Annotated in this window: 16 protein-coding genes; 3 read left to right on the top strand and 13 right to left on the bottom strand. The window is 73.7% G+C overall.

Features of this window, described 5'->3' with window-relative positions; translation table 11 throughout:
• Positions 1–195 precede the first annotated feature (195 nt).
• The 3 genes from ACGF5C_RS10285 (at position 196) to ACGF5C_RS10275 (ending at position 6,017) form a co-directional block, all read left to right on the top strand.
• Positions 196–3,525: a ThuA domain-containing protein gene (locus ACGF5C_RS10285; RefSeq protein ID WP_393299290.1), complete on the top strand. Its 3,330-nt coding sequence runs from the start codon at positions 196–198 to the stop codon at positions 3,523–3,525.
• Between the two features lie 123 nt (positions 3,526–3,648).
• The gene (locus ACGF5C_RS10280) at positions 3,649–4,722 is read left to right on the top strand and encodes a sugar phosphate isomerase/epimerase family protein (protein WP_393299287.1); all 1,074 of its coding nucleotides are present in this window, start codon (positions 3,649–3,651) and stop codon (positions 4,720–4,722) included.
• 110 nt (positions 4,723–4,832) lie between these two features.
• Positions 4,833–6,017, top strand: coding sequence for an ROK family protein (locus tag ACGF5C_RS10275; protein WP_393299284.1), 1,185 nt, complete (start codon positions 4,833–4,835; stop codon positions 6,015–6,017).
• Positions 6,018–6,171: 154 nt separating this feature from the next.
• Here ACGF5C_RS10275 and ACGF5C_RS10270 read toward each other — a convergent pair whose 3' ends face one another.
• The 13 genes from ACGF5C_RS10270 to ACGF5C_RS10210 all read right to left on the bottom strand — a co-directional run bounded on the left by ACGF5C_RS10270 (position 6,172) and on the right by ACGF5C_RS10210 (position 23,836).
• Positions 6,172–7,179, bottom strand: a complete 1,008-nt coding sequence (locus ACGF5C_RS10270) for a sugar phosphate isomerase/epimerase family protein (protein WP_350712241.1) — start codon at positions 7,177–7,179, stop codon at positions 6,172–6,174.
• Between the two features lie 315 nt (positions 7,180–7,494).
• Positions 7,495–9,603 (bottom strand): ThuA domain-containing protein, encoded by a 2,109-nt coding sequence (locus ACGF5C_RS10265; RefSeq protein ID WP_393299281.1) that lies wholly within the window; start codon positions 9,601–9,603, stop codon positions 7,495–7,497.
• A gap of 75 nt (positions 9,604–9,678) precedes the next feature.
• Complete coding sequence (locus tag ACGF5C_RS10260) at positions 9,679–12,543, bottom strand: PQQ-dependent sugar dehydrogenase (RefSeq protein WP_393299278.1); 2,865 nt, start codon at positions 12,541–12,543, stop codon at positions 9,679–9,681.
• 308 nt (positions 12,544–12,851) lie between these two features.
• Positions 12,852–13,919, bottom strand: a complete 1,068-nt coding sequence (locus ACGF5C_RS10255) for a polyprenyl synthetase family protein (protein WP_393299275.1) — start codon at positions 13,917–13,919, stop codon at positions 12,852–12,854.
• Positions 13,916–15,352 (bottom strand): alkaline phosphatase family protein, encoded by a 1,437-nt coding sequence (locus ACGF5C_RS10250; RefSeq protein ID WP_393299272.1) that lies wholly within the window; start codon positions 15,350–15,352, stop codon positions 13,916–13,918. Before ACGF5C_RS10250 ends, ACGF5C_RS10255 begins: the two co-directional genes overlap by 4 nt.
• The gene (gene eboE / locus ACGF5C_RS10245) at positions 15,349–16,545 is read right to left on the bottom strand and encodes a metabolite traffic protein EboE (protein ID WP_393299269.1); all 1,197 of its coding nucleotides are present in this window, start codon (positions 16,543–16,545) and stop codon (positions 15,349–15,351) included. Before eboE ends, ACGF5C_RS10250 begins: the two co-directional genes overlap by 4 nt.
• Positions 16,545–17,411, bottom strand: a complete 867-nt coding sequence (locus ACGF5C_RS10240; RefSeq protein ID WP_393299266.1) for a TatD family hydrolase — start codon at positions 17,409–17,411, stop codon at positions 16,545–16,547. Before ACGF5C_RS10240 ends, eboE begins: the two co-directional genes overlap by 1 nt.
• Entirely contained in the window at positions 17,411–18,031 is a 621-nt protein-coding gene (locus ACGF5C_RS10235; protein WP_393299263.1) for an EboA domain-containing protein, read from the bottom strand. The genes ACGF5C_RS10240 and ACGF5C_RS10235 overlap by 1 nt, the downstream gene beginning before the upstream one ends.
• 39 nt (positions 18,032–18,070) lie before the next feature.
• Positions 18,071–18,991: a sugar phosphate isomerase/epimerase family protein gene (locus ACGF5C_RS10230; RefSeq protein WP_393299260.1), complete on the bottom strand. Its 921-nt coding sequence runs from the start codon at positions 18,989–18,991 to the stop codon at positions 18,071–18,073.
• Positions 18,988–19,893 (bottom strand): SCO3242 family prenyltransferase, encoded by a 906-nt coding sequence (locus ACGF5C_RS10225; RefSeq protein ID WP_393299257.1) that lies wholly within the window; start codon positions 19,891–19,893, stop codon positions 18,988–18,990. The genes ACGF5C_RS10230 and ACGF5C_RS10225 overlap by 4 nt, the downstream gene beginning before the upstream one ends.
• Complete coding sequence (locus ACGF5C_RS10220) at positions 19,877–21,037, bottom strand: inositol-3-phosphate synthase (RefSeq protein WP_393299254.1); 1,161 nt, start codon at positions 21,035–21,037, stop codon at positions 19,877–19,879. Before ACGF5C_RS10220 ends, ACGF5C_RS10225 begins: the two co-directional genes overlap by 17 nt.
• A gap of 484 nt (positions 21,038–21,521) precedes the next feature.
• Positions 21,522–22,727, bottom strand: a complete 1,206-nt coding sequence (locus ACGF5C_RS10215; RefSeq protein ID WP_393299823.1) for a Gfo/Idh/MocA family protein — start codon at positions 22,725–22,727, stop codon at positions 21,522–21,524.
• 53 nt (positions 22,728–22,780) lie between these two features.
• Positions 22,781–23,836: a substrate-binding domain-containing protein gene (locus ACGF5C_RS10210; RefSeq protein WP_393299251.1), complete on the bottom strand. Its 1,056-nt coding sequence runs from the start codon at positions 23,834–23,836 to the stop codon at positions 22,781–22,783.
• Positions 23,837–23,925 lie beyond the last annotated feature (89 nt).

The raw sequence follows: 23,925 nt of genomic DNA, 5'->3' as shown, positions 1-23,925 counted from the left end.
CCCTGTGGCCACTTTCGCCGATTGAAGCGAAAGTTCGGCCCATCCATCGAAAACTTCCGCCGCCAACCTCTTCACTTTGGTCCGAGGCGCAAATATCGTCCTGCGTAGAACCTGGCCAGGCTCTTGGTACTCCCCGCGACCTCCTCAGCGACGTCCCAGCGCTGAGGCGGACCCGCCCGACCAGAGCGAGGTTCGATGCGCAGACCGATCGGCCGAAGGGCCGCCACCTACCTCAGCCTTCTCACCCTCGTCGGCGCGACGCTCGTCGCGACCGCTCAGCAGCAGCCGGCACCGGCACTCGCCGCCCCGGCACCGACCAGCAACGGCATCGAGTACAAGGTCCTCGTCTTCACCCGGTCGGCGGGCGGCGGCCACCCCGCCACCGCCGCCGGCGTCGACGCGATCCGCCAGCTCGGCAACGACCGGCGCTTCACCGTCGAGGTGACCGACGACGCCCGCAAGTTCGACGAGGCGCACCTCAAGCAGTTCCGGGCCGTGGTGTTCCTGAACACCTCCGGCGACGTCCTCGCCGACGACCAGCAGGCCGCGTTCGAGCGGTACTACCGCGACGGCGGCGGCTTCGTCGGCGTCCACTCCGCGATCGAGGCCGAGCCGGGCTGGTCCTTCCTGGACGACGTGCTCGGCACCCGGGCGGTGGGCGCCGCCACGGCGGCGGCCCCGGCCACGGTCACCGTGGCCGACCGGGTGCACCCGGCCTCCGCGACCCTGCCGGAGCGCTGGGCGCACACCGACCGGTGGTACAACTTCGCGGCAAACGTCCGGGGCGTCTCGCACGTCCTGGCCACCGTGGACGAGAAGACGTACGCCGGTGGGTCGATGGGCTTCGACCACCCGGTCACCTGGTGCAAGGACCACCAGGGCGGCCGGTCCTTCTACACCGGGCTCGGCGCGACGCCGGAGAGCTTCGGCAGCACCGACCTGCGGGCCCACCTCGGCGGCGCCATCCAGTGGGCGGCCGGTGTGACCGACGGCGACTGCGGCGCCACCGTCCTGGCCAACTACCAGATGACGGTGATCGGGGCGCAGCCCAACGTCAACGAGCCGATCGGCTTCGACGTGCTCCCCGACGGTCGGGTGATCCAGACCGACCGCCGTGGCGGCGTACGCCTGCACGACCCGGGAAGCAACGAGACCACCGTGCTCGCGCAGATCCCGGTCTACACGCACAGCGAGGACGGCATGTACGGGCCGGCGATCGACCGGGAGTTCGCCACCAACCGCTGGGTCTACCTCTTCTACGCGCCCCCGCTGGACACCCCCGCCGGCGGCGCGCCGACCACCAGCACCGACCCGGCGGCCTGGGACCGCTGGAAGGGATACTTCCAGCTCTCCCGGTACAGGTTCGTCGACGGTGAGACGCCCTCCCTGGACCTGGCCTCCGAGCAGAAGATCCTCCAGGTGCCGGTCGACCGGGGTGCCTGCTGCCACGTGGCCGGCGACATCGCCTTCGACTCGGACAACAACCTCTGGCTGGTCACCGGCGACGACACCCCGGCCGGCGGCGGTGGCTCCGGCGGCTTCTCACCGCACAACGACTCGGTGAGCGCCACCGGCGCATACCAGGCGCCCTTCGTGGACGCCCGGCGCAGCTCCGCCAACACCAACGACCTGCGCGGGAAGGTGCTGCGCATCTCGGTGCAGGCGGACGGCAGCTACACGGTGCCGGCGGGCAACATGTTCCCCGAGGCGCAGGACCCGGGCGACAAGACCCGGCCGGAGATCTACGCGATGGGCTTCCGGAACCCGTTCCGGATCACCCTCGACGAGAACGATGTCGCGTACATCACGGACTACTCCCCCGACTCCTCGACAGCCGCGGTGGGCCGGGGACCGGCGGGCACCGGCCGGATGATGGTGGTCGACAAGCCGGCGAACTACGGCTGGCCGATGTGCGTGCAGCCGAACCTGCCGTACATCGAGATGAACTGGACCACCAGCCCGATCTCCCCGGTCGCGCCCTTCGACTGCGCGGCGCCGCGGAACACCTCGCGGCACAACACGGGCCTGACCGACCTGCCCGCGGTGGAGAGGTCGGAGCTCTGGTACTCGTTCCAGGCGCCGACGCCGTGCCCGGAGTCGTACCTGTCGACGCCGACGCAAACCTGTCCCGTGCTCTTCCCCGAACTCGGCACGGGCGGCGTGGGCCCGCACGGCGCGGCGAAATACGACTTCGACCCGGAGCTGAGGTCGGAGACGAAGTTCCCCGCGTACTTCCACGGCGCGATCTTCTTCGGTGAGTTCACCCGGGACACCCTCAAGGAGGTCCGGCTCGACGCCCAGGGCGACATCCTGAAGATCAACAACGTGCTGAACTGCGGGCAGGCACCCACCACGCCGGCCAAGCCGTTCCTCTGCGACAACCCGATGGACATGAAGTGGGGCGCCGACGGCAACTTCTACCTGCTGACGTACGGCGACGGCTTCTTCAACGTCAACCCGGACGCGGCGATGCTGAAGTTCAGCTACGTCAAGGGCCTGCGGGCGCCGAACGCCGTGCTCACGGCCACCCCGACCAACGGAACGGCGCCGCTGACCGTCGCCTTCTCCAGCGAGGGGTCCAAGGACCCGGACCCGGCGGACTCCATCTCGTTCGCCTGGGACTTCGACGGCAACGGTACGACCGACTCGGTCGACCCGAACCCGACGCACACGTACACGGTCAACGGGGTCTACACCGCGCGGCTCACGGTGACCGACTCCAGTGGCAAGAGCGCGTCGGCGAACACCACGATCACGGTGGGCAACACCGCGCCGACGGTCACCGTGCACACCCCGGTCGAAGGCGGCTTCTTCGACTGGGGCGACGGCATCCCCTGGTCGGTGACGGTCACCGACCCGGAGGACGGGCCGGTCGACTGCGCCAAGGTCGAGGTGACCTTCGTGCTCGGCCACGACGAGCACGGCCACGGCGAGGCCAACCAGTTCGGCTGCTCCGGCGTGCTGCCCACGGAGGCCGACGACGCCTCCCACGGCGGCTACATCTACGGCGTCGTCAGCGCCTCCTACACGGACCGGGGGGCCAACGGGCAGCCGGCACTGACCACGGTGGACCAGCAGGTCATCCAGGACAAGCGGCAGCAGGTGGAGTTCGCCCGGGACCAGTCCGGGACCACCGTGGGCACCAGCGCCGACACCGGCGGCGGGCAGCAGCGCGGCAGCCTCGACCCGGGCGACTGGATCGCGGTCAACAACACCGTGAACCTGACGAACATCCAGTCGGTGACGCTGCGTACCTCCGGTGGCAGCGCCGCCACCGCCGGGCAGCCGCGCTTCGGCGTCCAGTTCCGGCTCGACTCGCCCACCGGGCCGGTGGTCGCCACCGCCACGGTCAACGCGACCAGCGGCAACACCGCCTTCACCAGCACCACCGTGCCGATCACCGACCCGGGCGGCACGCACCGGCTCTACCTCGTGTTCACCACCGTCCCCGGCGGCCCGGCCAGCGGTTTCGGAAACCTCAACTGGATCGGGTTCACCGGCCAGGGCATCGGCGTCGCACCGTAGCCGCCGCCGTGGCCGGCTGCCGCGCGGCAGCCGGCCACGGCGACCCCACCGACGTGCCCGGGTCACCGTCGGTGGCCCCCGGCCCGGATCCGCCCTCCCCCACATCGCGAAAGGCAGCAGCACATGAACGACAGTCAGCACGGGATGAGCCGTCGCCGCATGCTCGGCGCCCTCGCCGGCGTCGCCGGCGCGGCGGCCGTCGGCGCCACCGGACTCGCCTCCGCCGCCGGCGCCAACGGCAACGGCGTACTCGTCCCGCCCGGCAAGCGGGGCATCATCCTCTACAGCGTCCGGGACCGCATCGGCGCCGCCCCGGACACCAGCGGAGTGCCGTACGGCTTCGAGCGGGTGCTCGCGCGGCTCGCCGAGATCGGCTACCAGGAGGTGGAGTTCGCCGGCTACAACCAGCACACCTCCATCCTCGGCCGGCAGATCACCGCCGCGGAGATCCGCAAGATCCTGGACGACAACGGGCTGCGGGCCAACGGCTCACACGCGTCCATCCCGAGCGTCATCAACCCGACCACCCTCGCGGCGTTCGAGCAGCAGCTCGACATCGCCGAGACGCTGGGCATGACGCACATCGGCACCGGCAGCGACCCGACCGGCAGCAACTACAAGGCCGACTGGGACGCCGCCGCGGAGCGGTGGAACACCCTGGGCGAGCTGGCCGCCGCCCGCGGGCTGAAGCTGTACACGCACAACCACGACGCGGCGTACAACTTCCTGCTCGACAGCGGCCCGCTGGACGCCCTGGGCCGGCCGACCCGCTCCTCCGGCGTGCGGAAACTGGAGTACTTCATCGGGCTCACCGACCCGGCGTACGTGTGGTTCGAGATGGACATCTACTGGGCGCACGTGGCCCAGCACCGGTTCCGCAGCTACACCGACCCGGACGGCGTGACGCGGAGCGACGTCTTCGACCCGCTGGCGACCGTGGCGGCCCAGCCGATCCGGTTCCCGCTGTTCCACGCCAAGGACGGCGCGTTCAACCCGGCCAGCAGCGCCGGGTACGACATGGTGCCGCTCGGCCAGGGCGACATCGACTACGGCGGGTTCTTCGCCAACATGGGCGCGAAGGGCTACCACAACCCGATGTGGGAGCAGGACAACGCACCGGGCGGCGCCACCGACCCGGGCCGGTCGCTGCGCTACGCGGAGCTCAGCTTCCAGCACATGTCGGGTCTGCGGGGCTGACGGACCCGACACGCACCCGGGGGGCCGCGTCCGGGACGACCGGGCGCGGCCCCGCGCGCCACACGCCGGTAACAGCGCCGTGGAAGACTCCAGGCCGGGAGGTGATGGCGATGGTCCTCGTCCGGCCTGAGAACGCGTACCAGGCACGGCTGGTCCGGCTGCTGCGCGACGACGGTCCCCGCTCGCGGGTGGAGCTGGGCGACGCGGTGGGCCTGTCCCGGTCCAAGCTGGCCGCGGAGGTGGACCGGCTGGTCGAGCGGGGCCTGGTCGAGACCGCGGGGCCGGCGGCGTCGCGCGGCGGGCGCCGGTCCTCGATGCTGCGCGTCGCCGGCGGCGTGCGCTTCGCCGGCGTCGTCGTCGGCGCGGACCGGATCACCGTCACGGTGACCGACGGCGAGTTGACCGTGCTCGCCGAGATCGCCGAGCCGATCGACGTCCGGGTGGGACCGGAGCCGGTGCTCGGCCGGGCCGTCGAACTGGTCGGAAAGCTGCGGGCCGAGCTGGGTCTGGCCCAGCTCACCGGGGTCGGCGTCGGCCTGCCGGGGCCGGTCGACTTCCCCGAGGGCACGCCGGCCTCACCGGCGGCCATGCCGGGCTGGCACCGGTTTCCGGTGCGCGAGGCGTTCGCCGCCGAGCTGGGCTGCCCGGCCGTGGTCGACAACGACGCGAACGTGATGGCGCTCGGCGAGAAGCACGCCGGGGTCGGGCGCACCTTCGACGACTTCCTCTACGTCAAGCTCGGCACCGCGATCGGCTGCGGGCTGGTGCTCGGCGGCACGCCCTACCGGGGCGCGACGAGCAGCGCCGGGGACATCGCCCACCTGCCGCTCACCGAGGACGGACCGAGCTGCGCCTGCGGCGAGACCGGCTGCCTGGAGGCGTACTGCGGCGACCGCGGGCTGGTCGACGCGGCGACCGCCGCGGCCCGCGCGGGCCGGTCCACGGCGCTGGCGGCCCGGTTGGCCGAGGCGGGCGCCCTCTCCGTGGCCGACATAGTCGCGGCGGCGGGCGCGGGCGACGCGGCCGTGCAGGCCCTGGCCCGGGACGCGGCCCGCCGCCTGGGTCAGGTGCTGGTCGGCCTCGTGAGCTTCTTCAACCCGGGCATCGTCATCATCGGGGGCGCGCCGGCCGGGCTGGGCCACACGCTGCTGGCCGAGATCCGTGGGGTGGTCTACCGCCGGTCCGCGCCGCTGGCCACCGGCACGATGCCGATCGTGCTCTCCGACCTCGACGACCGCGCCGGAGTGGTAGGCGCGGCGCGGCTGGTCAGCGACCACCTCTTCTCCACCGGCTGACGGGGGCCGACCGGCGGCCGGCCCCCGGGTGCGGGCTGAGTCCCGCTGCCGCGCCCGGCCGCGACCGGGGCTCGGTGCCTTGCCGCCGGGCTCGGTGCCTTGCCGCCGAACGCGGCGTCGACCGGCAGCCGGGACTCGGCCCGCCGACGGGTGCTCAGTCCTTGCTGCTGAACGCGGCGTCGAAGGCCGCGGCCGGGGCGTCGAAGGCGAGCCGCCGGACGAACTGTAGGGCTTCGGGGGCGCCGACGAGGCGGTCCATGCCGGCGTCCTCCCACTCGATCGAGATCGGGCCGGCGTAGCCGATCGCGTTCAGCGCCCGGAAGCAGTCCTCCCAGGGCACGTCGCCGTGACCGGTCGAGACGAAGTCCCAGCCGCGCCGCATGTCCGCCCACGGCAGGTGCGAGGCGAGCCGGCCCCGCCGCCCGTCCCCCGTACGCACCTTCGCGTCCTTGCAGTCGACGTGGTAGATCCGGTCGGCGAAGTCGAAGATGAAGTTGACCGGGTCCAGCTCCTGCCAGACGAAGTGCGACGGGTCCCAGTTCAGCCCGAACGCGGGCCGGTGCCCGACGGCCTCCAGCGCCCGCTTCGTCGTCCAGTAGTCGTACGCGATCTCGCTCGGGTGCACCTCGTGGGCAAAGCGGACCCCGACGGAGTCGAAGACGTCGAGGATCGGGTTCCAGCGGTCGGCGAAGTCCTGGTAGCCCCGCTCGATCATCTCCGGCGGCACCGGCGGGAACATCGCCAGGGTGTGCCAGATCGACGACCCGGTGAAGCCCACGACGGTGTCCACCCCGAGCCTCGCCGCCGCCCGGGCGGTGTCCTTGATCTCCTCGGCGGCCCGTCGGCGTACGCCCTCGGGCTCGCCGTCGCCCCAGATCCGGGCCGGCAGGATGCCCTGGTGCCGCTCGTCGATGGGGTGGTCGCAGACGGCCTGGCCGACCAGGTGGTTGGAGATCGCGTACACCTTCAGGTTGTGCTTCGCGAGGGTCTCCCGCTTCCGGTCGACGTACGAGTCGTCGGCAAGGGCCCTGTCGACCTCGAAGTGATCGCCCCAGCAGGCGATCTCCAGCCCGTCGTAGCCCCACTCGGAGGCGAGCCGGCAGACCTCGTCGAACGGAAGGTCGGCCCACTGGCCGGTGAAGAGCGTGATGGGTCGCGCCATTGTCCTTCTCCCCTGTCGTGATGGGGGATTCCGTACGGGCGGGCCGGGGCGAGGGTGACCGGCCGGTACCGGTGAACGGCGGGGCCGCGGGGTGTGCCGGTGGGTGCGCAACGCACCGAGGCCCGCCGGGTTGCGCCTCCCGCCGGCCCACCGACCACCACAACGGTCGCCGCCCCCACTCTAGGCACCCCGGCGGCCCGAGGAAACCCCTCGTACCCTGCCCACCGTCCCGCCCCGCGATCTTGCAGTTTCGGCCCGTTCGCGGCGTTCGCCGGAGACGCCGGGGCACCAACTGCAAGATCGCGGGGACTCAGGTCAGGGCAGGGTCCACTTCTGGTTGGCGCCGGTGTGGCAGGTCCACAGGTGCACCGCCGTGCCGTCGGCGGGGTTGTTGCCCGAGACATCCAGGCACTTGGCGGACTGCGGGTTGCGCAGCGTCCCGTCCGGCTGCGCCGACCAGTTCTGGGCGCCCGTACCGTTGCACGTCCAGAGCTGGATCTTCGTGCCGTCCGCCGAACCGCCACCCGAGACGTCCAGGCACTTGCCCAACGCCCGCACCGTCGAGTTCGGCGTCACCGCCCAGGTCTGCGCGGCGCTGCCGTTGCAGGTCCAGATCTGGATCTGGGTGCCGTCGGCCGTGGCGGCGTTACGCACGTCCAGGCACTTGCCGGCCAGGCCCCGGATCGGGCCCACGCCGCCGCTGCCGCCGGGCCTGACCAGGGTGAAGTCGTCCACGTCGAAGAGCCCCGAGCCCGACCCGGCGAAGGTCAGGTAGAGGTTGCGGGTGCCGGACGGGACCCCGCCGAGGGTGGTGGTGACGTCGGCGAAGGTGGTCCAGCTTCCGGTGTTCGGCACCGCGACCGCGCCGAGCACGGTGCCGGTCGTGGACCCCGTACGCACCTGGAGGGTGCCACCGGGCCCGCCCGAGACGACCCGCGCCCGGAACGACGTGACGCCGGTCAGGTCCACCCCGTCGTACGCGGCCCAGTCGCCCGGGTCGATGTAGCCGAGCGTCTGGCCACCGTTCGCCCCGGCCTTGGTGAACGGGGTGACGCCGCCGGCCGAGCTGAACGCCTCCGCCTGGATGGTGGTGTCGCCGGTCGGCGGGGTGGTGCCCAACTCCTTGATGCGGATGTTGCGGAACGAGGCGTCGTCGCCGGTGCCGTGGTTCTGGAGCCCGATGTGGCCGGCGAGCGACCGGGCGGGGTCGGTGTTGGTGAAGTCGTTGATCTTCACGCCGTTGAGGAAGACCTGGAGGCGCTCGCCCTCGACGAGCAGCTCGTACGTGTTCCACTCCCCCGGCGGGTTGAGCGCCGCGTCCCGGGCGGCGAGGTCGGCGGACTTGAAGGTGTAGACCGCGCCGGTGGTGCGGTCGGCCGCGTCGGTGGCGTCGATCTGCACCTCGTAGCCGTTGTTCACGGCCGACCAGGGGTCGCTCGACGGCGGGAAGCCGATGAAGACGCCGGAGTTGTCGTCGCCGGCGAGCCGCCAGTCCAGTTTGAGCGAGTAGTTGGTGAACTGCTTGGCGCTGTACCAGTAGAGCCCCATCCCGCCGACCGAGGTGAGGGTGGCGTCGGCGTTGCCGAAGCCGCCCGGCCCGGCCTGGGACCAGCCGGTGGTCGAGCCGTCGTAGAGCGCGGTGTAGCCGGTCTCGGGGCGGCAGTCGGCCCTGGTGCGGCCGGCCGCGTACCGGATGCCGCCGAGCAGGTGCGCCCGGAAGGCCGGCTCGGCGTACGACGCCTGGGTGTGCCCGCCGCCGGTGTAGAAGGCTCGGCCGCCGTTGTGGGTCTTGCACCAGGAGTGCGGGTGGTCGGCGCCCATCGAGCCGCCCGAGTACGACGACTCGTCGAGGGTGGCCAGCACGCGGGCCGTGGAGCGGGCGTTGGTCTGGTAGTTGTACCACTCGTCGGTGCGGGTCCACGTCTGCGGCAGGTGCGTGGTGGCCGCGTGCGCCCGGTTCTCCGCCTTCACGTTTGCCTGCTGGATGTGCGGGTGCGAGGCGAAGTACGCGCCGACCAGGTTGCCGTAGAACGACCAGCCGTACTCGGTGTCGGCCGCGGAGTGCACGCCGACGAAGCCGCCGCCGGAGCCGATGTACGCCTCGAAGGCGCCCTGCTGGGCGGCGTCGAGCACGTCGCCGGTGGTGTTGAGGAAGACGACCGCCTCGTATCGGGCCAGGTTGGCGGTGGTGAACTGGGCGGCGTCCTCCGTGGCGGTGACGGTGAAGTTGTTGGCCGCGCCGAGGTCGCGGATGGCCTGGGTGCCGACCGAGATGGAGTCGTGCCGGAAGCCGGCGGTCTTCGAGAAGACCAGCACGTCGTACGGGGCGTCGGCGGCGCTGGCCGGGGCGGCCGGGGTGGTGCAGGCGAGGACGGCGAGGACGGCGGTGGCCGCGCCGAGGACGGTTCGCAGGAGTTTGCGCATGTCGCTCTCCCAACGGGTGTTAGGAAGGGCCCCTTTTAGTGCACCAGGCGTTAGTAGGGGGCCCTTCCTTTCGGGTCAGGGCAGGGTCCACTTCTGGTTGGCGCCGGTGTGGCAGGTCCACAGGTGCACCGCCGTGCCGTCGGCGGAGTTGTTGCCGGAGACGTCCAGGCACTTGGCGGACTGCGGGTTGCGCAGCGTCCCGTCCGGCTGCGCCGACCAGTTCTGCGCGCCCGTACCGTTGCACGTCCAGAGCTGGATCTTCGTGCCGTCCGCCGAACCGCCACCCGAGACGTCCAGACACTTGCCCAACGCCCGCACCGTCGAGTTCGGCGTCACCGCCCAGGTCTGCGCCGCCGTGCCGTTGCAGCCGTAGATCTGGATCTGGGTGCCGTCGGCCGTGGCGGCGTTGCGCACGTCCAGGCACTTGCCGCCGAGCCCGACGACCGGGCCGGTGCGGACCGCCGCGCCGGTGGTGAAGGTGAACGAGTCGACGTCGTAGAGCGCGCCGGTGCCGGCGCCGGCGAAGGTCAGGTAGAGCGTGGTGGTGCCGGCCGGCGCCCCCGACAGGCTGCCGCTGACCGTGGTGAACGTGTCCCAGGCGCCGGTGACGGGGACCGTCGCGGTGCCGAGCACGGTGCCGGTGGCCGAGCCGGCCCGCACCTGGAGGGTGCCGCCGGAGCCGGCCGAGGAGACCCTGGCGCTGAACGAGGTCGCGTCGTCGAGTTTGTACGGCTCGAAGGCGACCCAGTCGCCGTTGTGGATGTCACCGACGGTCTTGCCGCCCTCGGCCGTGGCCTTGTCGAAGGTGTTGACGCCGGAGGACGTCCTGAAGTGCTCCGCCTGGCGCTTGCGCGGCTGGAGGGTGTGCTGCTTGTGCGTGGTCAGCCCGCCCGCGTCGGTGTACTCCGCGTCGAAGATGGCGAAGATGTTCGCCGCGTCGTCGTGCTCGCCGTCGACGGGGATGGTGATCGAGCCCGAGCAGCCGGTCCTGGAGGTGATCTGGTGGCCGTGGCTGTCGTGGCCGAGCACGTAGGTCATCCTGACCTTGGTGCAGTCGATCGCGCCGTCCTCCGGGTCGGTCACGGTGATGCTGAACGGCACGGTGTCGCCGTAGCTGAACAGTTGGCCGTTGGCCGGGCTGTTGATGGTGACCGTGGGCGCGGTGTTGCCGACCCCGATCTGCACGTTCGCCGTGCCGGTGGCTTCCTGCGGGTCGCGGACGGTCAGCGTGACCTGGTAGGTGCCGTTGGCGGTGTAGGTCTTGCTGGGGTTGGCCGCCGTCGACGTGGTGCCGTCGCCGAAGTTCCAGGAGTACGTCAGCGCGCCGCCCTCCGGGTCCGACGACCCGGCCGAGGAGAAGTTCACGGTCAGCGGCGCCGTGCCGGAGGTCCTGTCGGCCGCGGCGACCGCGGTCGGCGCGCGGTTGCCGCCGGCGATGTGGTCGTAGCGGTACAGCGCCGAGTTGGCGTCGCCGTTGAAGTAGCCGGTGCCGTAGTCCAGCACGTAGAGCACGCCCTCCGGCCCGAACGCCATGTCCATGACCTGCTTGCCGTTCCACGGGAACGTGTCGATGGTGCCGGGCGCGCCGCCGGCGTCGAGGTGGATCGGCTTGACCCAGCCCCGGCCGAGTTCCCCGGCGAAGAACTGCCCGTCGAAGGACTGCGGGAACTTGGTGGCGGAGTCCAGTGCGGCGTCGTACCGGTAGACCGGGCCCGCCATCGGCGACTCGGAGCCGCCGCCGAACTCCGGCGGGCTGCCGGCGTCGCCGGCGTACCGGATCCAGGCGGGCTTCGCCCCGGGCAGGGTGGGCAGGCCGGTGTTGCGGAAGGAGTTGTTGGTCGGCCCGCCGGCGCAGTTGTACTTGGCCCCGGCGGTCCCGGTGGCGAAGTCCCACTCGGCGTACGTCTCGGCGGCGGTGTTGGTGCCCGTGCAGTACGGCCAGCCGTAGTTGCCGGGGCCGGTGACCCGGTCGAACTCGACCTGGCCGCTGGGGCCCCGGGCGCTGGTGGTGCCGGCGTCCGGCCCGTAGTCGCCGACGTAAACGATGCCGGTGGCCCGGTCGACGCTCATCCGGAACGGGTTGCGGAAGCCCATCGCGTAGATCTCGGGGCGCGTCCTCGGGTCCGAGTCGACGAACATGTTCCCGGCCGGAATCGCGTACGTGCCGTCGGCGTTCACCCTGATCCGCAGGATCTTGCCGCGCAGGTCGTTGGTGTTGGCCGCGCTGCGCTGCGCGTCGTACGCGGGGTTGCGGTTGGTGCGCTCGTCGATCGGCGCGTAGCCGGCCGAGTCGAACGGGTTGGTGTCGTCGCCGGTGGAGAGGTAGAGGTTGCCGGCGGCGTCGAAGTCGATGTCGCCGCCGACGTGGCAGCACATGCCCCGGTCGGCGGGCACGTCGAGGATGTCGACCCTGCTGCCGGTGTTGATGGTGAAGTCCGCGTTGAGGGTGAACCGGGAGAGCCGGTTGACGCCCTGCCAGGCGGAGAAGTCGGTGCCGGTCGCCGGCGCGTCGCCGGCGGGGGTGGACAGCGGCGGGGCGTAGTAGAGGTAGATGTGCCGGTTGCTGGCGAAGTTCGGGTCGGCCCCGATGCCCTGCAACCCCTCCTCGTCGTGGGTGTAGACCGGCAGTGTGCCGATCACCGAGGTGGTGCCGGCGGAGTCCGTACGCCGGACGGTGCCGTTGCGGGCGGTGTGCAGGACCGACCGGTCCGGCAGCACCGCGATCGTCATGGGCTCGCCGACCTCGGCGACGCCCTTGGCGAGGGTGACCTGCTGGAAGTCGGTGCCGACGACGGGGTGGGCCCGGGCCGGGGTGGGGCCGCCCAGCGCGGCGGGGCCGGCGCCGAGGGCGACCGTGGCGGTGGCGGCCAGTAGCAGCGCCGCGCCGGCGGCGGCGGACCGTCGCCCGGTCCCGTGGGTGGGAGCGTCCTTCGTGGACATGAATGTGCCGTCCCTTCCTGACCGGTGACTGCCAGGGCGGGCGCGCGCCGTCGCGCCGGATGCCGTAGCGGGGATGGGGTCGACCGCCGGGTGGTTTCCCGGCCGGCCGTGACCTGCGAGGGGTGGGGTGCCACCGCTCGGAGGTCACCAGTCGATGGGTTCCCGCGCCGCCGGTTCACCTCGACGAAACATCTTCGCGATAGCCCGACACTAAATGACGTACGTCTATGTGTCCACACGTTCCGACCGGTCGGCGCGAACTTTCGTCGATCCCGCAAAAAGTCCCGGAGGCACCCGGCGGCGGCAGCTCAGAGTGATCGGTCGACGGCCTGGGCGGCCAGGGCGGCGAGGGCGGCACGGGCCTCGGGGGTCACGGGGGCCTCCGCCAGGGCCGCCAGGGCGGCATCGGCGCGCACCCGGATCATCCGCTCGATCCGCTCGCGCGCGCCCGTACGCTCGATGATGCCCCGCAGCTCGGCGGCCCCGTCGGCGTCCAGCGCCGGGTTGCCGAACAGCTCCCGCAGCCTGGCGGCCTGCGCCCGGTCGGCGGCGCCACGGGCCAGCGCCATCATCACCGTCGGCTTGCCCTCCCGCAGGTCGTCCAGGACCGACTTGCCGGTGACGGCCGGATCGCCGAAGACCCCCAGCACGTCGTCGCGCAGCTGGAACGCGTCGCCCAGCGGGTCGCCGAACGCGGCCAGCTCGGCGACCGGCCCCGGGCCCGCCCCGGCCAGCGTCGCCCCGATCTGTAGCGGCCGGGTGACCGTGTAACGGGCAGCCTTCATCCGGATCACGGTCAGCGCGCTGGCCACCGAGCCGTCGCCCACCCCGGAGACCAGGTCCAGGTACTCGCCCGCGATCACCTCGGTGCGCATCAGCGCGAAGACGGCGCACCCCCGGTGCACCCGCGCGGCGTCCAGCCCGCACTCGTGGAACATCTGGTCCGACCAGGCGGCGCACAGGTCGCCGCAGAGCAGGGCCGTGTTGCGCCCGTACGCCTCGGGATCGCCCCGCCAGGACGAACGGGCGTGCAGGTCGGCGAAGAGCCGGTGCACCGACGGCTCGCCCCGGCGGCGGTCGCTGCCGTCGAGGATGTCGTCGTGGATCAGCGCGAACGCGTGGAACAGCTCCAGCGCGGCGGCGGCCACCACGATCGGGGCGCCGTCGGGGGCGCCGGCGCCCCGCCAGCCCCAGTAGCAGAAGAGCGGGCGCAGCCGCTTCCCGCCGGCCAGCACGAACCGGTGCAGCGCGGTGAAGACGCCCCGGGGCGCGCCGTCCGGCCAGTCCCGGCCCTGCCGGTCGAGGAACGCGGCCAGCTCGGCGTCGACACGGGCCCGCAGTTCGCTGGTGTCGGGGGGCGCGACGGTGACGGTCACGACGCCTCCCCCGGTCGTCCGGCCGCCGCAGGGGGCGGCGGCGCGGCCGGCGGGACCAGCCCCGCCAGCTCCAGCAGCAGGGCTTTCACCTCGGTCGCGGCGACCCGGCCCCGGGCGGCGGACGGGTCGGAGCAGAGCAGCACCGGCCCGTCGGCCGGGTCGACGGGGAGCCGCCCGTGCGACCCGCGCACCGCCCGGGCGCCGGCGTCCAGCCCGACCACGCTCATCAGGTAGCGCAGCCCGAGCTTCTTGCGGGCCAGCGCCACGGCGGCGCGGCGCTTGGCGGCACCGGGGGCGGCGGGGTCGAAGAACAGCTCCGCGGGGTCGTAGCCGGGTTTGCGGTGGATCTCCACGAGGCGGGCGAAGTCCGGCGCGCGGGTGTCGTCGAGCCAGTAGTAGTACGTGAACCAGGCGTCCGGCTCGGCGACGAGGACGAGTTCTCCGGCGCGCGGATGGTCCAGCCCGTGCGCGGCCTTGCCGTCGGCGTCGAGCACCTCGGCCACCCCGGGCAGCGCCGCGCAGAGCTTCGCCACCGCCGGCACGTCGGCCGGGTCACGGACGTAGACGTGCGCGACCTGGTGGTCGGCGACCGCGAAGGCCCGCGACGTCCACGGGTCGAGGTACTCCATGCCGGCCTGGGTGTGCACCCGCAGCAGCTTCTCGGCGCGCAGCAGCCGGTTGACGTCGACCGGGCGGGATGCCTCGGTGATGCCGTACTCGGAGAGCACCACCACGGTGGCGTCCCGGGCCCGGGCGGCGTCCAGCAGCGGCCCGAGCACCCCGTCCAGCTCGGCCGCCGCCGCGGCGGCCCGGGGCGACGAGGGGCCGAAGCGTTGCAGGTCGTAGTCGAGGTGCGGGACGTACACCAGGGTCAGGTCCGGGGACTGCTCGGCGAGGATCCGCTCGGCGGCCCGGCAGATCCACGCCGACGACGCCAGCCCCGCGCCCGGCCCCCAGTAGCTGAACAGCGGGAAGGTGCCGAGCCGGTCGGTGAGCGCGTCGTGCAGCTCCGGCGGGTCGGTGTAGCAGTCCGGCTCCTTGCGCCCGTCGGCGTAATAGACGGGGCGCGGGGTGACCGTCCAGTCCACGTCCGCGCCCATCGCGTACCACCAGCAGACGTTGGCGACGGTGTAGCCGGGCTCGGCCCGGCGGGCCGCCTGCCAGAGCCGCTCCCCGCCGACCAGGGCGTGGTGCTGACGCCAGAGCAGCACCTCGCCGAGGTCGCGGAAGTACCACCCGTTCCCGACGATCCCGTGCCCCGCCGGGGGCAGCCCGGTGAGGAAGGTCGACTGCACCGAGCAGGTCACCGCGGGCAGCACCGTGCCCAGCTCGGCGCGGAAGCCGGCGTCGGCGACCGCGCGTAACCGGGGCATGTGCGCCAGCAGGCGCGGGGTCAGCCCCACCACGTCCAGCACCACCAGCCGCCGACTCATGTCGGCACCTCGGCCGTCACCGGTGCGTCCGCCGGAGCCAGGCCGAGGGCGACCAGCTCGGCGTGGGCGAAGGCCAGCTCCGCGGCGATCCCGGCGGCCAGCTCCGCGTCGGTGCCCGGCCGCCGCGCGGCCGGCAGCACCCCCCAGGTGTACGTCTCGACGTCGAGGTGGTCGCAGCCCGCCTCGGGCCCGGCGTAGAGCGCGGCCAGCGCGGCGCGCAGCACCGGCAGGGTGGAGTCGAGCGGCGGTTCGGGCGGGGCGTGCAGCGGCACGTGGTAGTGCACCCGCCACGGCCCGGGCAGCCGCGCGGCCAGGGCGGCGTCCAGGTCGTCTGCGGCGTGGGCCGGGTCGGCCGGGTCCGCCGCCCCCGCGCAGCCGGCCGCGCGGGTCTGGTGCAGGAAGCGCGGCTCCACCCAGCGGCGCAGCGCCGCCGTCGCCTCGGCCGGCGCCTCGATGGCGGCCGAGACCTGCACCTTGACCACCGGCAGGCCGGCGGCCCGCAGCCGGCGCAGCGCGTCGGCCGGCTCCTCCCAGGCGCAGGCGAGGTGGGCGAGATCCAGGCAGACGCCGAGGCGGTCGGTGTCCACGGCGGACAGTGCCGCGACGGCCTGTCCGGTGCTCTCCACCACGCAGCCCGGCTCCGGCTCGAAGCCGACCCGGACCCGCCGGCCGGTGTCCCGCTCGACGGCCGCGAGACCGGCCGCGAGCTGGTCGAGCCGGCGGCGCGCGGCGTCCGCCCGGCCGGCGTCCCAGGGCCGGCGCCAGGCCAGCGGCAGGGTGGAGACCGAGCCCCGGGCCGCGTCGTCCGGCAGCAGGTCGGCGAGCACCCGGGCCAGGTCCAGGGTGTACGCGAGCCGCCCGACCGTGGTCCAGTCCGGGTGGTAGACGTCGCCCTTGACCACCGGCGCCTGGAAGGCCGCGTACGGGAAGCCGTTGAGCGTGACCACCTCCAGCCCCCGGACTGTCAGCTCGGTACGCAGCCGGCGACGGGCCGCCGGGTCGGCGGCCAGCTCGGCGGCGACCGGGGCGGCCAGCCACAGCCCGAGGCCGAGCAGGTCCGCGCCGACCGCCTCGCGTACGGGCACGGCGTAGGTGTCCAACTGGCGGAGGATGCCGGCGAGGTCCTCGGCGGGGTGCACGTTGGTGCAGTAGCCGAGGTGGACGGTGTCTCCGCCGGCGTGCCGCAGCCGCATCAGCTGCCGCCGCGCAGGATCGAGTTGCCGGCGAAGGTGCCGGTCGGCGGGTCCAGCTCGGCCAGGTCCAGGTCGGTGAGGTCGAGCCGCCCGGACTGGCCGTAGAACTCCACCGGGTTGCGCCAGAGCACCCGGTCGACGTCGTCGGCGGTGAAGCCGGCCAGCAGCATCGCCTCCCCCGTGGCCCGGGTGAGCAGCGGGTCCGAGCGCCCCCAGTCGGCCGCCGAGTTGACCAGCACCCGCTCGGTGCCGTACGCCCGCAGCAGCTCCACCATGCGCGGCGGCGACATCTTGGTGTCCGGGTAGATGGAGAAGCCCAGCCAGCAGCCGGTGTCCCGGACCAGCTTCACCGTCACCTCGTTGAGGTGGTCGAGCACCACCCGGCCCGGCTCGATGCCGGACTCGGCCACGACGGCGAGGCTGCGCTCCACGCCCCGGGCCTTGTCGCGGTGCGGGGTGTGCACCAGCGCCGGCAAATCGTGCGCCACGGCCAGGGCCAGTTGGGCGGCGAACGCGTCGTCCTCCTCCGGCGTCATCGAGTCGTAGCCGATCTCGCCCACCGCCACCACGCCGTCCTTGTCGAGGTAGCGCGGCAGCAGGTCGAGCACCGGGCGGCAGCGCGGGTCGTTGGCCTCCTTCGGGTTCAGCGCGACCGTGGCGTGGTGGCGGACCCCGAACTGCCCGGCCCGGAACGGCTCCCAGCCGATCAGCGAGTCGAAGTAGTCGGCGAAGGAGGCGGCGCTGGTGCGGGGCTGGCCGAGCCAGAACGCCGGCTCCACCACCGCCCGGACGCCGGCCGCGGCCATCCGCTCGTAGTCGTCGGTGGTCCGCGAGGTCATGTGGATGTGCGGGTCGAAGATGCGCATCACGCCTCCCTGGCGGTGATCGGGACGGGGCCGGTCGTGAGCCGGCCGAGCAGCGCGGTGGCGTCGGCGGGCATCGTGCGGCCGGCGGCCTGCCGCTCGGCGGCCAGCCCGGCGAGCATCGCGGCGAGTTCCGCGTCGGCGCGGGCGTCGAGGTCGTGCACCACGGCCAGCGGCACGCCCGTGAACACGCACTTGAGCACCGCCTGCCGCCAGGCGGCCGGGTCGAGGTGCCGGGCGTACGGGCCGAGGGCGGCGGCGACCAGCCGGGTGTCGTTGGTGCGGATCGCGTCGTGCAGCAGCGGCACCCCGGCCGCGCCGATCGGCAGCAGCGGCAGGGCCTTGAGCACGGCCCGCTTCTCGGCGGCGTCGCCGTGTCGGTAGAGCGACTCGGCGTGCGGGGCGTGGTCGGCGGGCAGCGCGGCCAGCAGCAGCGCCCGGGCCGCCTCGTCGGCGCTCCAGCCGGCCGGCTCCGCCAGCGGGGCCCGGCCGCAGCGCCGGCCGGCAGCCGCGAAGAGCCCGCCGATCGCCGCCGGTTCCGCCGCCACCCGCCGCAACGCCGCGTCGAGCCAGTCGGGCGCGGGCACCCCCCGCAGCGCGGCCCGCAGTGAATCCGGTGTCATCCCGTCTCCTCTCTCGTGCTGCCCCGCGCATGGCCCCCGTCACCGATCCCGTCGCGCGGCTTCCTTCGTGGCGGTGCGCAGGAAGTCGAGCGAGCGGGCGGCGACGGCCGGGGCGGCGTGCGAGTGCCGGGGCAGTTCCACGGCGACCAGCCCCCGGTAGCCGGCGTCGGCCAGGGCCCGCAGCACCGGCGGGAAGTCGATCTCGCCGGCACCGAACTCCAGGTGCTCGTGCACGCCCCGGCGCATGTCGTCGATCTGCACGTTGACCAGGCGCTCGGCCACCTCGTGCACGCACGCGGGGATCGGCTGCGGCTCCAGGCAGCGGCAGTGTCCGATGTCGAGGGTGATGCCGAAGTGGGCCGGGTCGCCGAGCGCGCCGCGCAGCCGGCGCCAGCCGGCGATGTCCTCGACCAGCATTCCCGGCTCCGGTTCGAAGCCGAGGGTCACCCCGGCCACGTCGGCGGCGTCGACCACCGTCGCGCAGCCGGCGACCAGCCGGTCCCAGGCCGTCGGCGGCGGGACGGCGTCGGGGCGTACGCCGGCCCAGAAGGAGACGGCCTCCGCGCCCAGGTCGGCGCCGATCCGCACGGCCCGGCGCAGGAACTCGACGCGCCGCGTCGGGTCGTCGTGCAGCAGCGTCGGGGCGTGCTTGTGCCACGGGTCGAGCAGGTACCGCGCGCCGGTCTCGACGACCACGGCGAGGCCGAGCGCCGCCAGCCGGCGGGCGACGGCGGCCACCCGCCGCGCCAGCGCGGGCCCGAACGGGTCGAGGTGGTCGTGGTCCAGGGTGAGCGCGACGCCCTGGTAGCCCAGGTCGGCGATGACCGCCAGCGCGTCGGCCAGCCGGTGGTTGGCGAACCCGTTGGTCCCGTAGCCGAACCGCAGCCCGCCGTCGTCGCAGCCAGCCACCCCGGCGCTCGGGGGCTCCGGGGCCGCGTGCCGGGGACGCGGGGCGGTCATGTCGGGGAGACCTTCCGGGCCAGCCGGCGGCCCAGGGGCGCGGCCGCCGCCACCGCCAGCCCGAGCAGCCCGGCCCCGGCGCGCGCGGCCAGGGCGCCCTGCAACGCGGGCAGCCCGGTGATCCCGGCCCCCACCGCCGCGCGCACCCGGGCGGCGGAGGGCTCGGCCACCACCCGGGCCTGGGCCGCGCCGTAGCGGGCCGCGTACGCGCCGGCCAGCAGGGCCGGCAGCACCTCGACGCCGGCCGGGCCACGCCGCCGGCGGGGCGTCGCGCGACCGGCGGAGCGGGCACGACCCGCCGGGACGGTGGCGGCGCCGGCGGCGACCAGGGCGGTGCCGGCGAGGGTACGCAGCGGCAGCGCCGCGTCGGCGCCGGTGACCTCCCGGCGGGAGAGTGCCGTGACCGTCCACGTGTGGGCGGCCACGGTGACCGCCGCCGGCACCGCCCGCAGCACCCGTCCACCCGTGGCGCCGAGCAGCACGTCCAGCCCCCGGCACGCGGCCATCACGGCCGGTCCGGCGGGGGTGTCCTTCGCCGCCAGGTCGTACCCCCAGATGGCGGCGGCGAGCGGGACGGCGACACTCGCGGCGCGCCGGCCTCCGGCGGTCGCGGCCAGCGCGACCCCGGCGGCGGTGAGCCCGGCGGCGAGGCCGAGCGCGGTCCCGGGGGCAACCCGGCCGCTGGGGATGGGCCGCTCGGGGCGTTCGACGGCGTCCAGCCGCCGGTCGGCCCAGTCGTTGGCGGCCATTCCCGCCCAGTAGAGCAGCACGGACGCGGCGGCCAGGGCGGGCGTACGCCGGTCGAGCGCACCGGCCGCCGCCGCGCCGGCGACGACGTCGCCGGGCACCGAGAGCGCGGCCGGGGCCCGGACCAGCTCGACGAGGTCAGCCGCGCGGGGCATCGGCACCTCCCGCGTGCAGCCGGCGGGTGAAGCCGCACAGACGGGTCCACTGGTCGGCCAGCGAGTGGGTGGACGCGCCGAGCGGGTCCTTGAAGAAGAAGGCCAGGTCGTGCAGGGGGCCGGTGTGGCCGGCGGCGTGCGCGGCGGCGACGAGCCGGGCCAGGTCGAGCACCAGGGGCGCGGCCAGCGCGGAGTCGCAGCCGTGCCAGGTGAACTCCATCCGCATCCCGGTGCCGAGGAAGCCGGCGAAGGTGACCAGGTCCCACGCGGTCTTGAAGTCGCCCAGCTCCTCGACGTACTCGATCCTGGTGCCGCCCTGCGGGAGGTAACCGAGCGTCTCGCCGAGCACCCGTTGCTTGCTCTCCACCTTGGCGGCGTTGGCGGCCGGGTCGGCGAGGGTGGCGCCGTCGCCGCCGCCGAGCAGGTTCACCCCGGACCAGGAGCGCACCGCCAGGTGCCGCATCGCGAACATCGGCGCGAGCACCGACTTGACCAGGGTCTCCCCCGTCTTGCCGTCGTGCCCGGCGTACGGGATCCCGCGTTGCGCGGCCAGCGTGGCCAGGGCCGGCAGCCGCAGCCCGGTGGACGGCGTGAAGTCGACGTACGAACAGCCCGCGAGCACCGCCGCGTACGCGTAGAGCGAACTGGGCGGCAGCACCTCCTCGGGACCGGCGAGCGCGGCCCGCAGCGTGTCCGGGTCGGCGTGCGCCGGGTGCGGTCGGGCGACCGGTTCGGTGGCCGAGACGTTGACCACGACCACCCGGTCCAGCTCGTGCCGGCGCCGGAAGTCGGTGAGGTCGCGTACGGCCGCGGCGGCCCGGTCCGCCTGGGTGCCGGCGGTGGGGGCCGCGCGCAGCTCGCGCTCGACGGCGGCCAGTTCGTCGGGGAGGGCGGCGACCAGCCGGCCGGGCAGCACGCCGGCGGCGGCGAGGGCCTCGGCGCGTTTGGCCAGCGGGACGGTGGCGACGTCGTGTCCACCGAGCACCAGGTCGGTGAAGGCCGGCAGGGCGGGCCCACGCACGTCGGGCAGCTCGGTGACGCAGCCGGTCGGGCCGGTGAGCCCGGCTCGCAGGGCGAGCGCCCCGACGATGCTGGTGGTCGCGACCGAGCCGCGCGCCCCCACCAGCCAGACACCCGTTCGCATGGTGCTCCTTCCCGTCAGGAGGAACCAGCCGTGCATTGACTTACATGGATATCAGAAGTTTGTGCGGAAAGATATGGATCTGTGCGGATGGGCCCCGTCCGCCGGCCGCACCGGGGGAGCCGACCGGCCCGGTGTCGACGTCGGCGGCGACGACGCCGGCCCGGCTCCCGGTGCGGGCGCGGACGGACGGGGCTGGCAGGCAGGGTCGGTCGGCGTCTCGCCCCTGCCTCCCCCGCATCCGCCGGCCGGGACGACGGCGCGCCCCGACCGGACGTCGTGGGGTGACGCGGCCCGGCGGGATCGCCGGGGTGGTGGCGGTCCTCCGGTGCGACTGGGGAATCCCGGTCCGGCCGCACCGGACGACCGTCCTGCTCGTGCGCCACCGGGCCGTGGCGGCCCGGCTGCACGTCCTCCGGTGCCGACCTCGTCCCGGCCGCGGGGCGCAACCGCGGCCGGTCCCTCGCCGGTCGGCGCCGGAGGTGGCTCAGACGGCCACCGAGGCCAGCGCGGGCTCCACCTCCGTCCACGAGGAGCCCAGCTCCGCCGACCGGGCGACCGCGTCCAGCACGAGCTGGACCTGGAGCCCGTCGGCGAAGGAGGGAGTCGGGTCGGCGCCGGTGGCGACCGCCTCGACGAAGTCCCGCATCTGGTGCGTGAAGGAGTGCTCGTAGCCGATGATGTGGCCGGGCGGCCACCACGCCGACATGTACGGGTGCTCCCCCTCGGTCACCAGGATGCGGCTGAAGCCCTGCTCGGCGGCCGGTCGCGTCGCGTCGAAGAACTCCAGCTCGTTGAGGCGTTCCAGGTCGAAGGCCACGGTCCCGAGGGAGCCGTTGATCTCCACCCGGAGCGCGTTCTTGCGGCCGGTGGCGAACCGGCTCGCCTCGTACGTGGCCAGCGCGCCGCCGTCGAGCCGGGCCACGAAGACCGCCGCGTCGTCGACGGTGACCGTGCCGGTGGCCGGGCGGTGCCCGTCTGCGGCGTTGCCGTCGACGGCGCCACCGTCCACCGTGGCCGCCAGCCCGCTCGACCCGCCCGGCAGCGGGCGCTCCTTGACGAAGGTCTCCGTCACGGCGCTGACCCCGCTGATCCGCTGCCCGATGACGTACTGGGTCAGGTCGATGATGTGCGCGCCGATGTCGCCGAGCGCGCCGGAGCCCGCCCGGTCCCGCTGCAACCGCCAGACCAGGGGGAACTGCGGGTCCACGATCCAGTCCTGCAGGTACGTCGCCCGGACGTGCCGGATCACCCCGAGCCGACCGTCGGCGACGAGCTGGCGCATCATCGTGACCGCGGGCACCCGGCGGTAGTTGAACCCGCACATCGACCGCACGCCGGACGCCCGCGCCGTGGCCGCCGCGGCGGCCATCGCCCGGGCCTCGGCGACCGTGTTCGCCAGCGGCTTCTCGCACAGCACGTGCTTGCCGGCGGCCAGCGCGGCGAGGGCGATCTCGGCGTGGCTGTCCCCGGGTGTGCAGACGTCGACCACGTCGATGTCGTCCCGGGCGACGAGGTCGCGCCAGTCGGTCGTGTACGCCTCCCAGCCGAGCCGGTCGGCGGCGTCGGCCACCTTTCCGGCGTCCCGGCCGCAGATGAGCGCCATCCGGGCCCGTGTCGGCAGGTCGTACACCCGGTTCACGGTGCGCCACGCCTGCGAGTGCGCGGCGCCCATGAACGCGTAGCCGACCATGCCGACCCGCAGTTGCCTGTCTGTCGTGGACAAGGTGGGTCTCCCCCCGTGTGTCAGAACCCGAGCTTCAGGTAGTTGCCCGCGTTCTCCTTGGTGATCGTCTCGGAGGCGAGGATGATCTCCTTGGGCACCTGGAGTTCCACCAGGTCGGACATGCCCTTGCCCTGGGCGATCAGCCGGGCCAGGGAGATCGCCGAGGAGGCCATCGACGGGCTGTAGGTCACCGTCGCCTTGAGCACCGTGTTGTCGGCCTGGATGTCCTCCATCGCCTTCTTCGAGCCGGCGCCGCCGACCATGAAGAACTCCTTGCGGTTGGCCTGGTTGATCGCGGCCAGCACGCCGATACCCTGGTCGTCGTCGTGGTTCCAGAGGGCGTCCATCTTCGGCAGGGCCTGGAGCAGCTGCGCCGCCTCCTGCTGCCCGGAGTCGGCCGTGAAGCGGGCCGCGCGCCGGTTGGCGATCTTCAGGCCGTTCGCCGTCAGGGTGTCGACGAAGCCCTTCGACCGCTCCTGCGTCAGCTCCAGCTCGTCCATGCCGGCGATCTCGCCGATGACCGGGTTGCTGATGCCCTTGGCCTTGAACTGCTCGACCATGTAGGTGGCGGCGGCCACGCCCATGCCGTAGTTGTCGCCCTTGATCTGGAGTCGGTAGGCGCGCGCGTCGGGGAAGGCGCGGTCCAGGTTGACCACCGGGATGCCGGCCTTCATCGCCTCCAGGCCGAAGGCGTTGAGCTCCTTGCCGTCGTGCGGCAGCAGCACGATCACGTCGGGCTTCTGCGAGACCAGCGTCGACAGCGCCGCCCGCTGGGCCGCGGCGTCGGCGCCGGCCTCGACCGTCTTGAACTCCACGTCGGAGTACGTGCCGGCCTGCGCCTTGGCGTTGTTGGTGATGGCGGCGATCCAACCGTGGTCTGCGGCCGGCGCGGAGAAGCCGATCGTCACCCGCTTGCCGGGCTCGCTGTTGCCGCCGGGGGCGCCCGCCGCCTTGGTCTGCGCCTCGGTGGGCTGGGCCTCGTTGCTGGTGCAGCCGGCGAGCAGCACGCCGGCGCCGACGGCGGCCCCGCCGAAGAGCAGCCGGCGGCGCGACACGTCGCGACTGTGCTGGGTCATGACGACCTCCTGGGTTCGCGGTGGTGGAGGAAACTCGCGGATCTGGACGGGACGAGGGTGTGCGGGGTCCGGCCACCGTCGCTCGGGTG

It is taken from the genome of Micromonospora sp. NPDC047620 (genome assembly GCF_043205005.1).
Taxonomy (GTDB): domain Bacteria; phylum Actinomycetota; class Actinomycetes; order Mycobacteriales; family Micromonosporaceae; genus Micromonospora.
Note: the sequence above shows the minus strand (reverse complement) of the source record. Positions and strands in the feature narration are given on the sequence as shown.

Excerpts from the sequence above, each read along its gene's own strand:
- ACGF5C_RS10265 (WP_393299281.1), bottom strand. The coding sequence starts at position 9,603 with ATGCGCAAACTCCTGCGAACCGTCCTCGGCGCGGCCACCGCCGTCCTC.
- ACGF5C_RS10240 (WP_393299266.1), bottom strand. The coding sequence starts at position 17,411 with ATGCGCATCTTCGACCCGCACATCCACATGACCTCGCGGACCACCGAC.
- ACGF5C_RS10215 (WP_393299823.1), bottom strand. The coding sequence starts at position 22,727 with ATGGTCGGCTACGCGTTCATGGGCGCCGCGCACTCGCAGGCGTGGCGC.
- ACGF5C_RS10270 (WP_350712241.1), bottom strand. The coding sequence starts at position 7,179 with ATGGCGCGACCCATCACGCTCTTCACCGGCCAGTGGGCCGACCTTCCG.
- ACGF5C_RS10285 (WP_393299290.1), top strand. The coding sequence starts at position 196 with ATGCGCAGACCGATCGGCCGAAGGGCCGCCACCTACCTCAGCCTTCTC.
- ACGF5C_RS10210 (WP_393299251.1), bottom strand. The coding sequence starts at position 23,836 with ATGACCCAGCACAGTCGCGACGTGTCGCGCCGCCGGCTGCTCTTCGGC.
- ACGF5C_RS10220 (WP_393299254.1), bottom strand. The coding sequence starts at position 21,037 with ATGCGAACGGGTGTCTGGCTGGTGGGGGCGCGCGGCTCGGTCGCGACC.
- ACGF5C_RS10225 (WP_393299257.1), bottom strand. The coding sequence starts at position 19,893 with ATGCCCCGCGCGGCTGACCTCGTCGAGCTGGTCCGGGCCCCGGCCGCG.
- ACGF5C_RS10260 (WP_393299278.1), bottom strand. The coding sequence starts at position 12,543 with ATGTCCACGAAGGACGCTCCCACCCACGGGACCGGGCGACGGTCCGCC.
- ACGF5C_RS10280 (WP_393299287.1), top strand. The coding sequence starts at position 3,649 with ATGAACGACAGTCAGCACGGGATGAGCCGTCGCCGCATGCTCGGCGCC.
- ACGF5C_RS10250 (WP_393299272.1), bottom strand. The coding sequence starts at position 15,352 with ATGAGTCGGCGGCTGGTGGTGCTGGACGTGGTGGGGCTGACCCCGCGC.
- eboE (WP_393299269.1), bottom strand. The coding sequence starts at position 16,545 with ATGCGGCTGCGGCACGCCGGCGGAGACACCGTCCACCTCGGCTACTGC.
- ACGF5C_RS10275 (WP_393299284.1), top strand. The coding sequence starts at position 4,833 with ATGGTCCTCGTCCGGCCTGAGAACGCGTACCAGGCACGGCTGGTCCGG.
- ACGF5C_RS10230 (WP_393299260.1), bottom strand. The coding sequence starts at position 18,991 with ATGACCGCCCCGCGTCCCCGGCACGCGGCCCCGGAGCCCCCGAGCGCC.
- ACGF5C_RS10235 (WP_393299263.1), bottom strand. The coding sequence starts at position 18,031 with ATGACACCGGATTCACTGCGGGCCGCGCTGCGGGGGGTGCCCGCGCCC.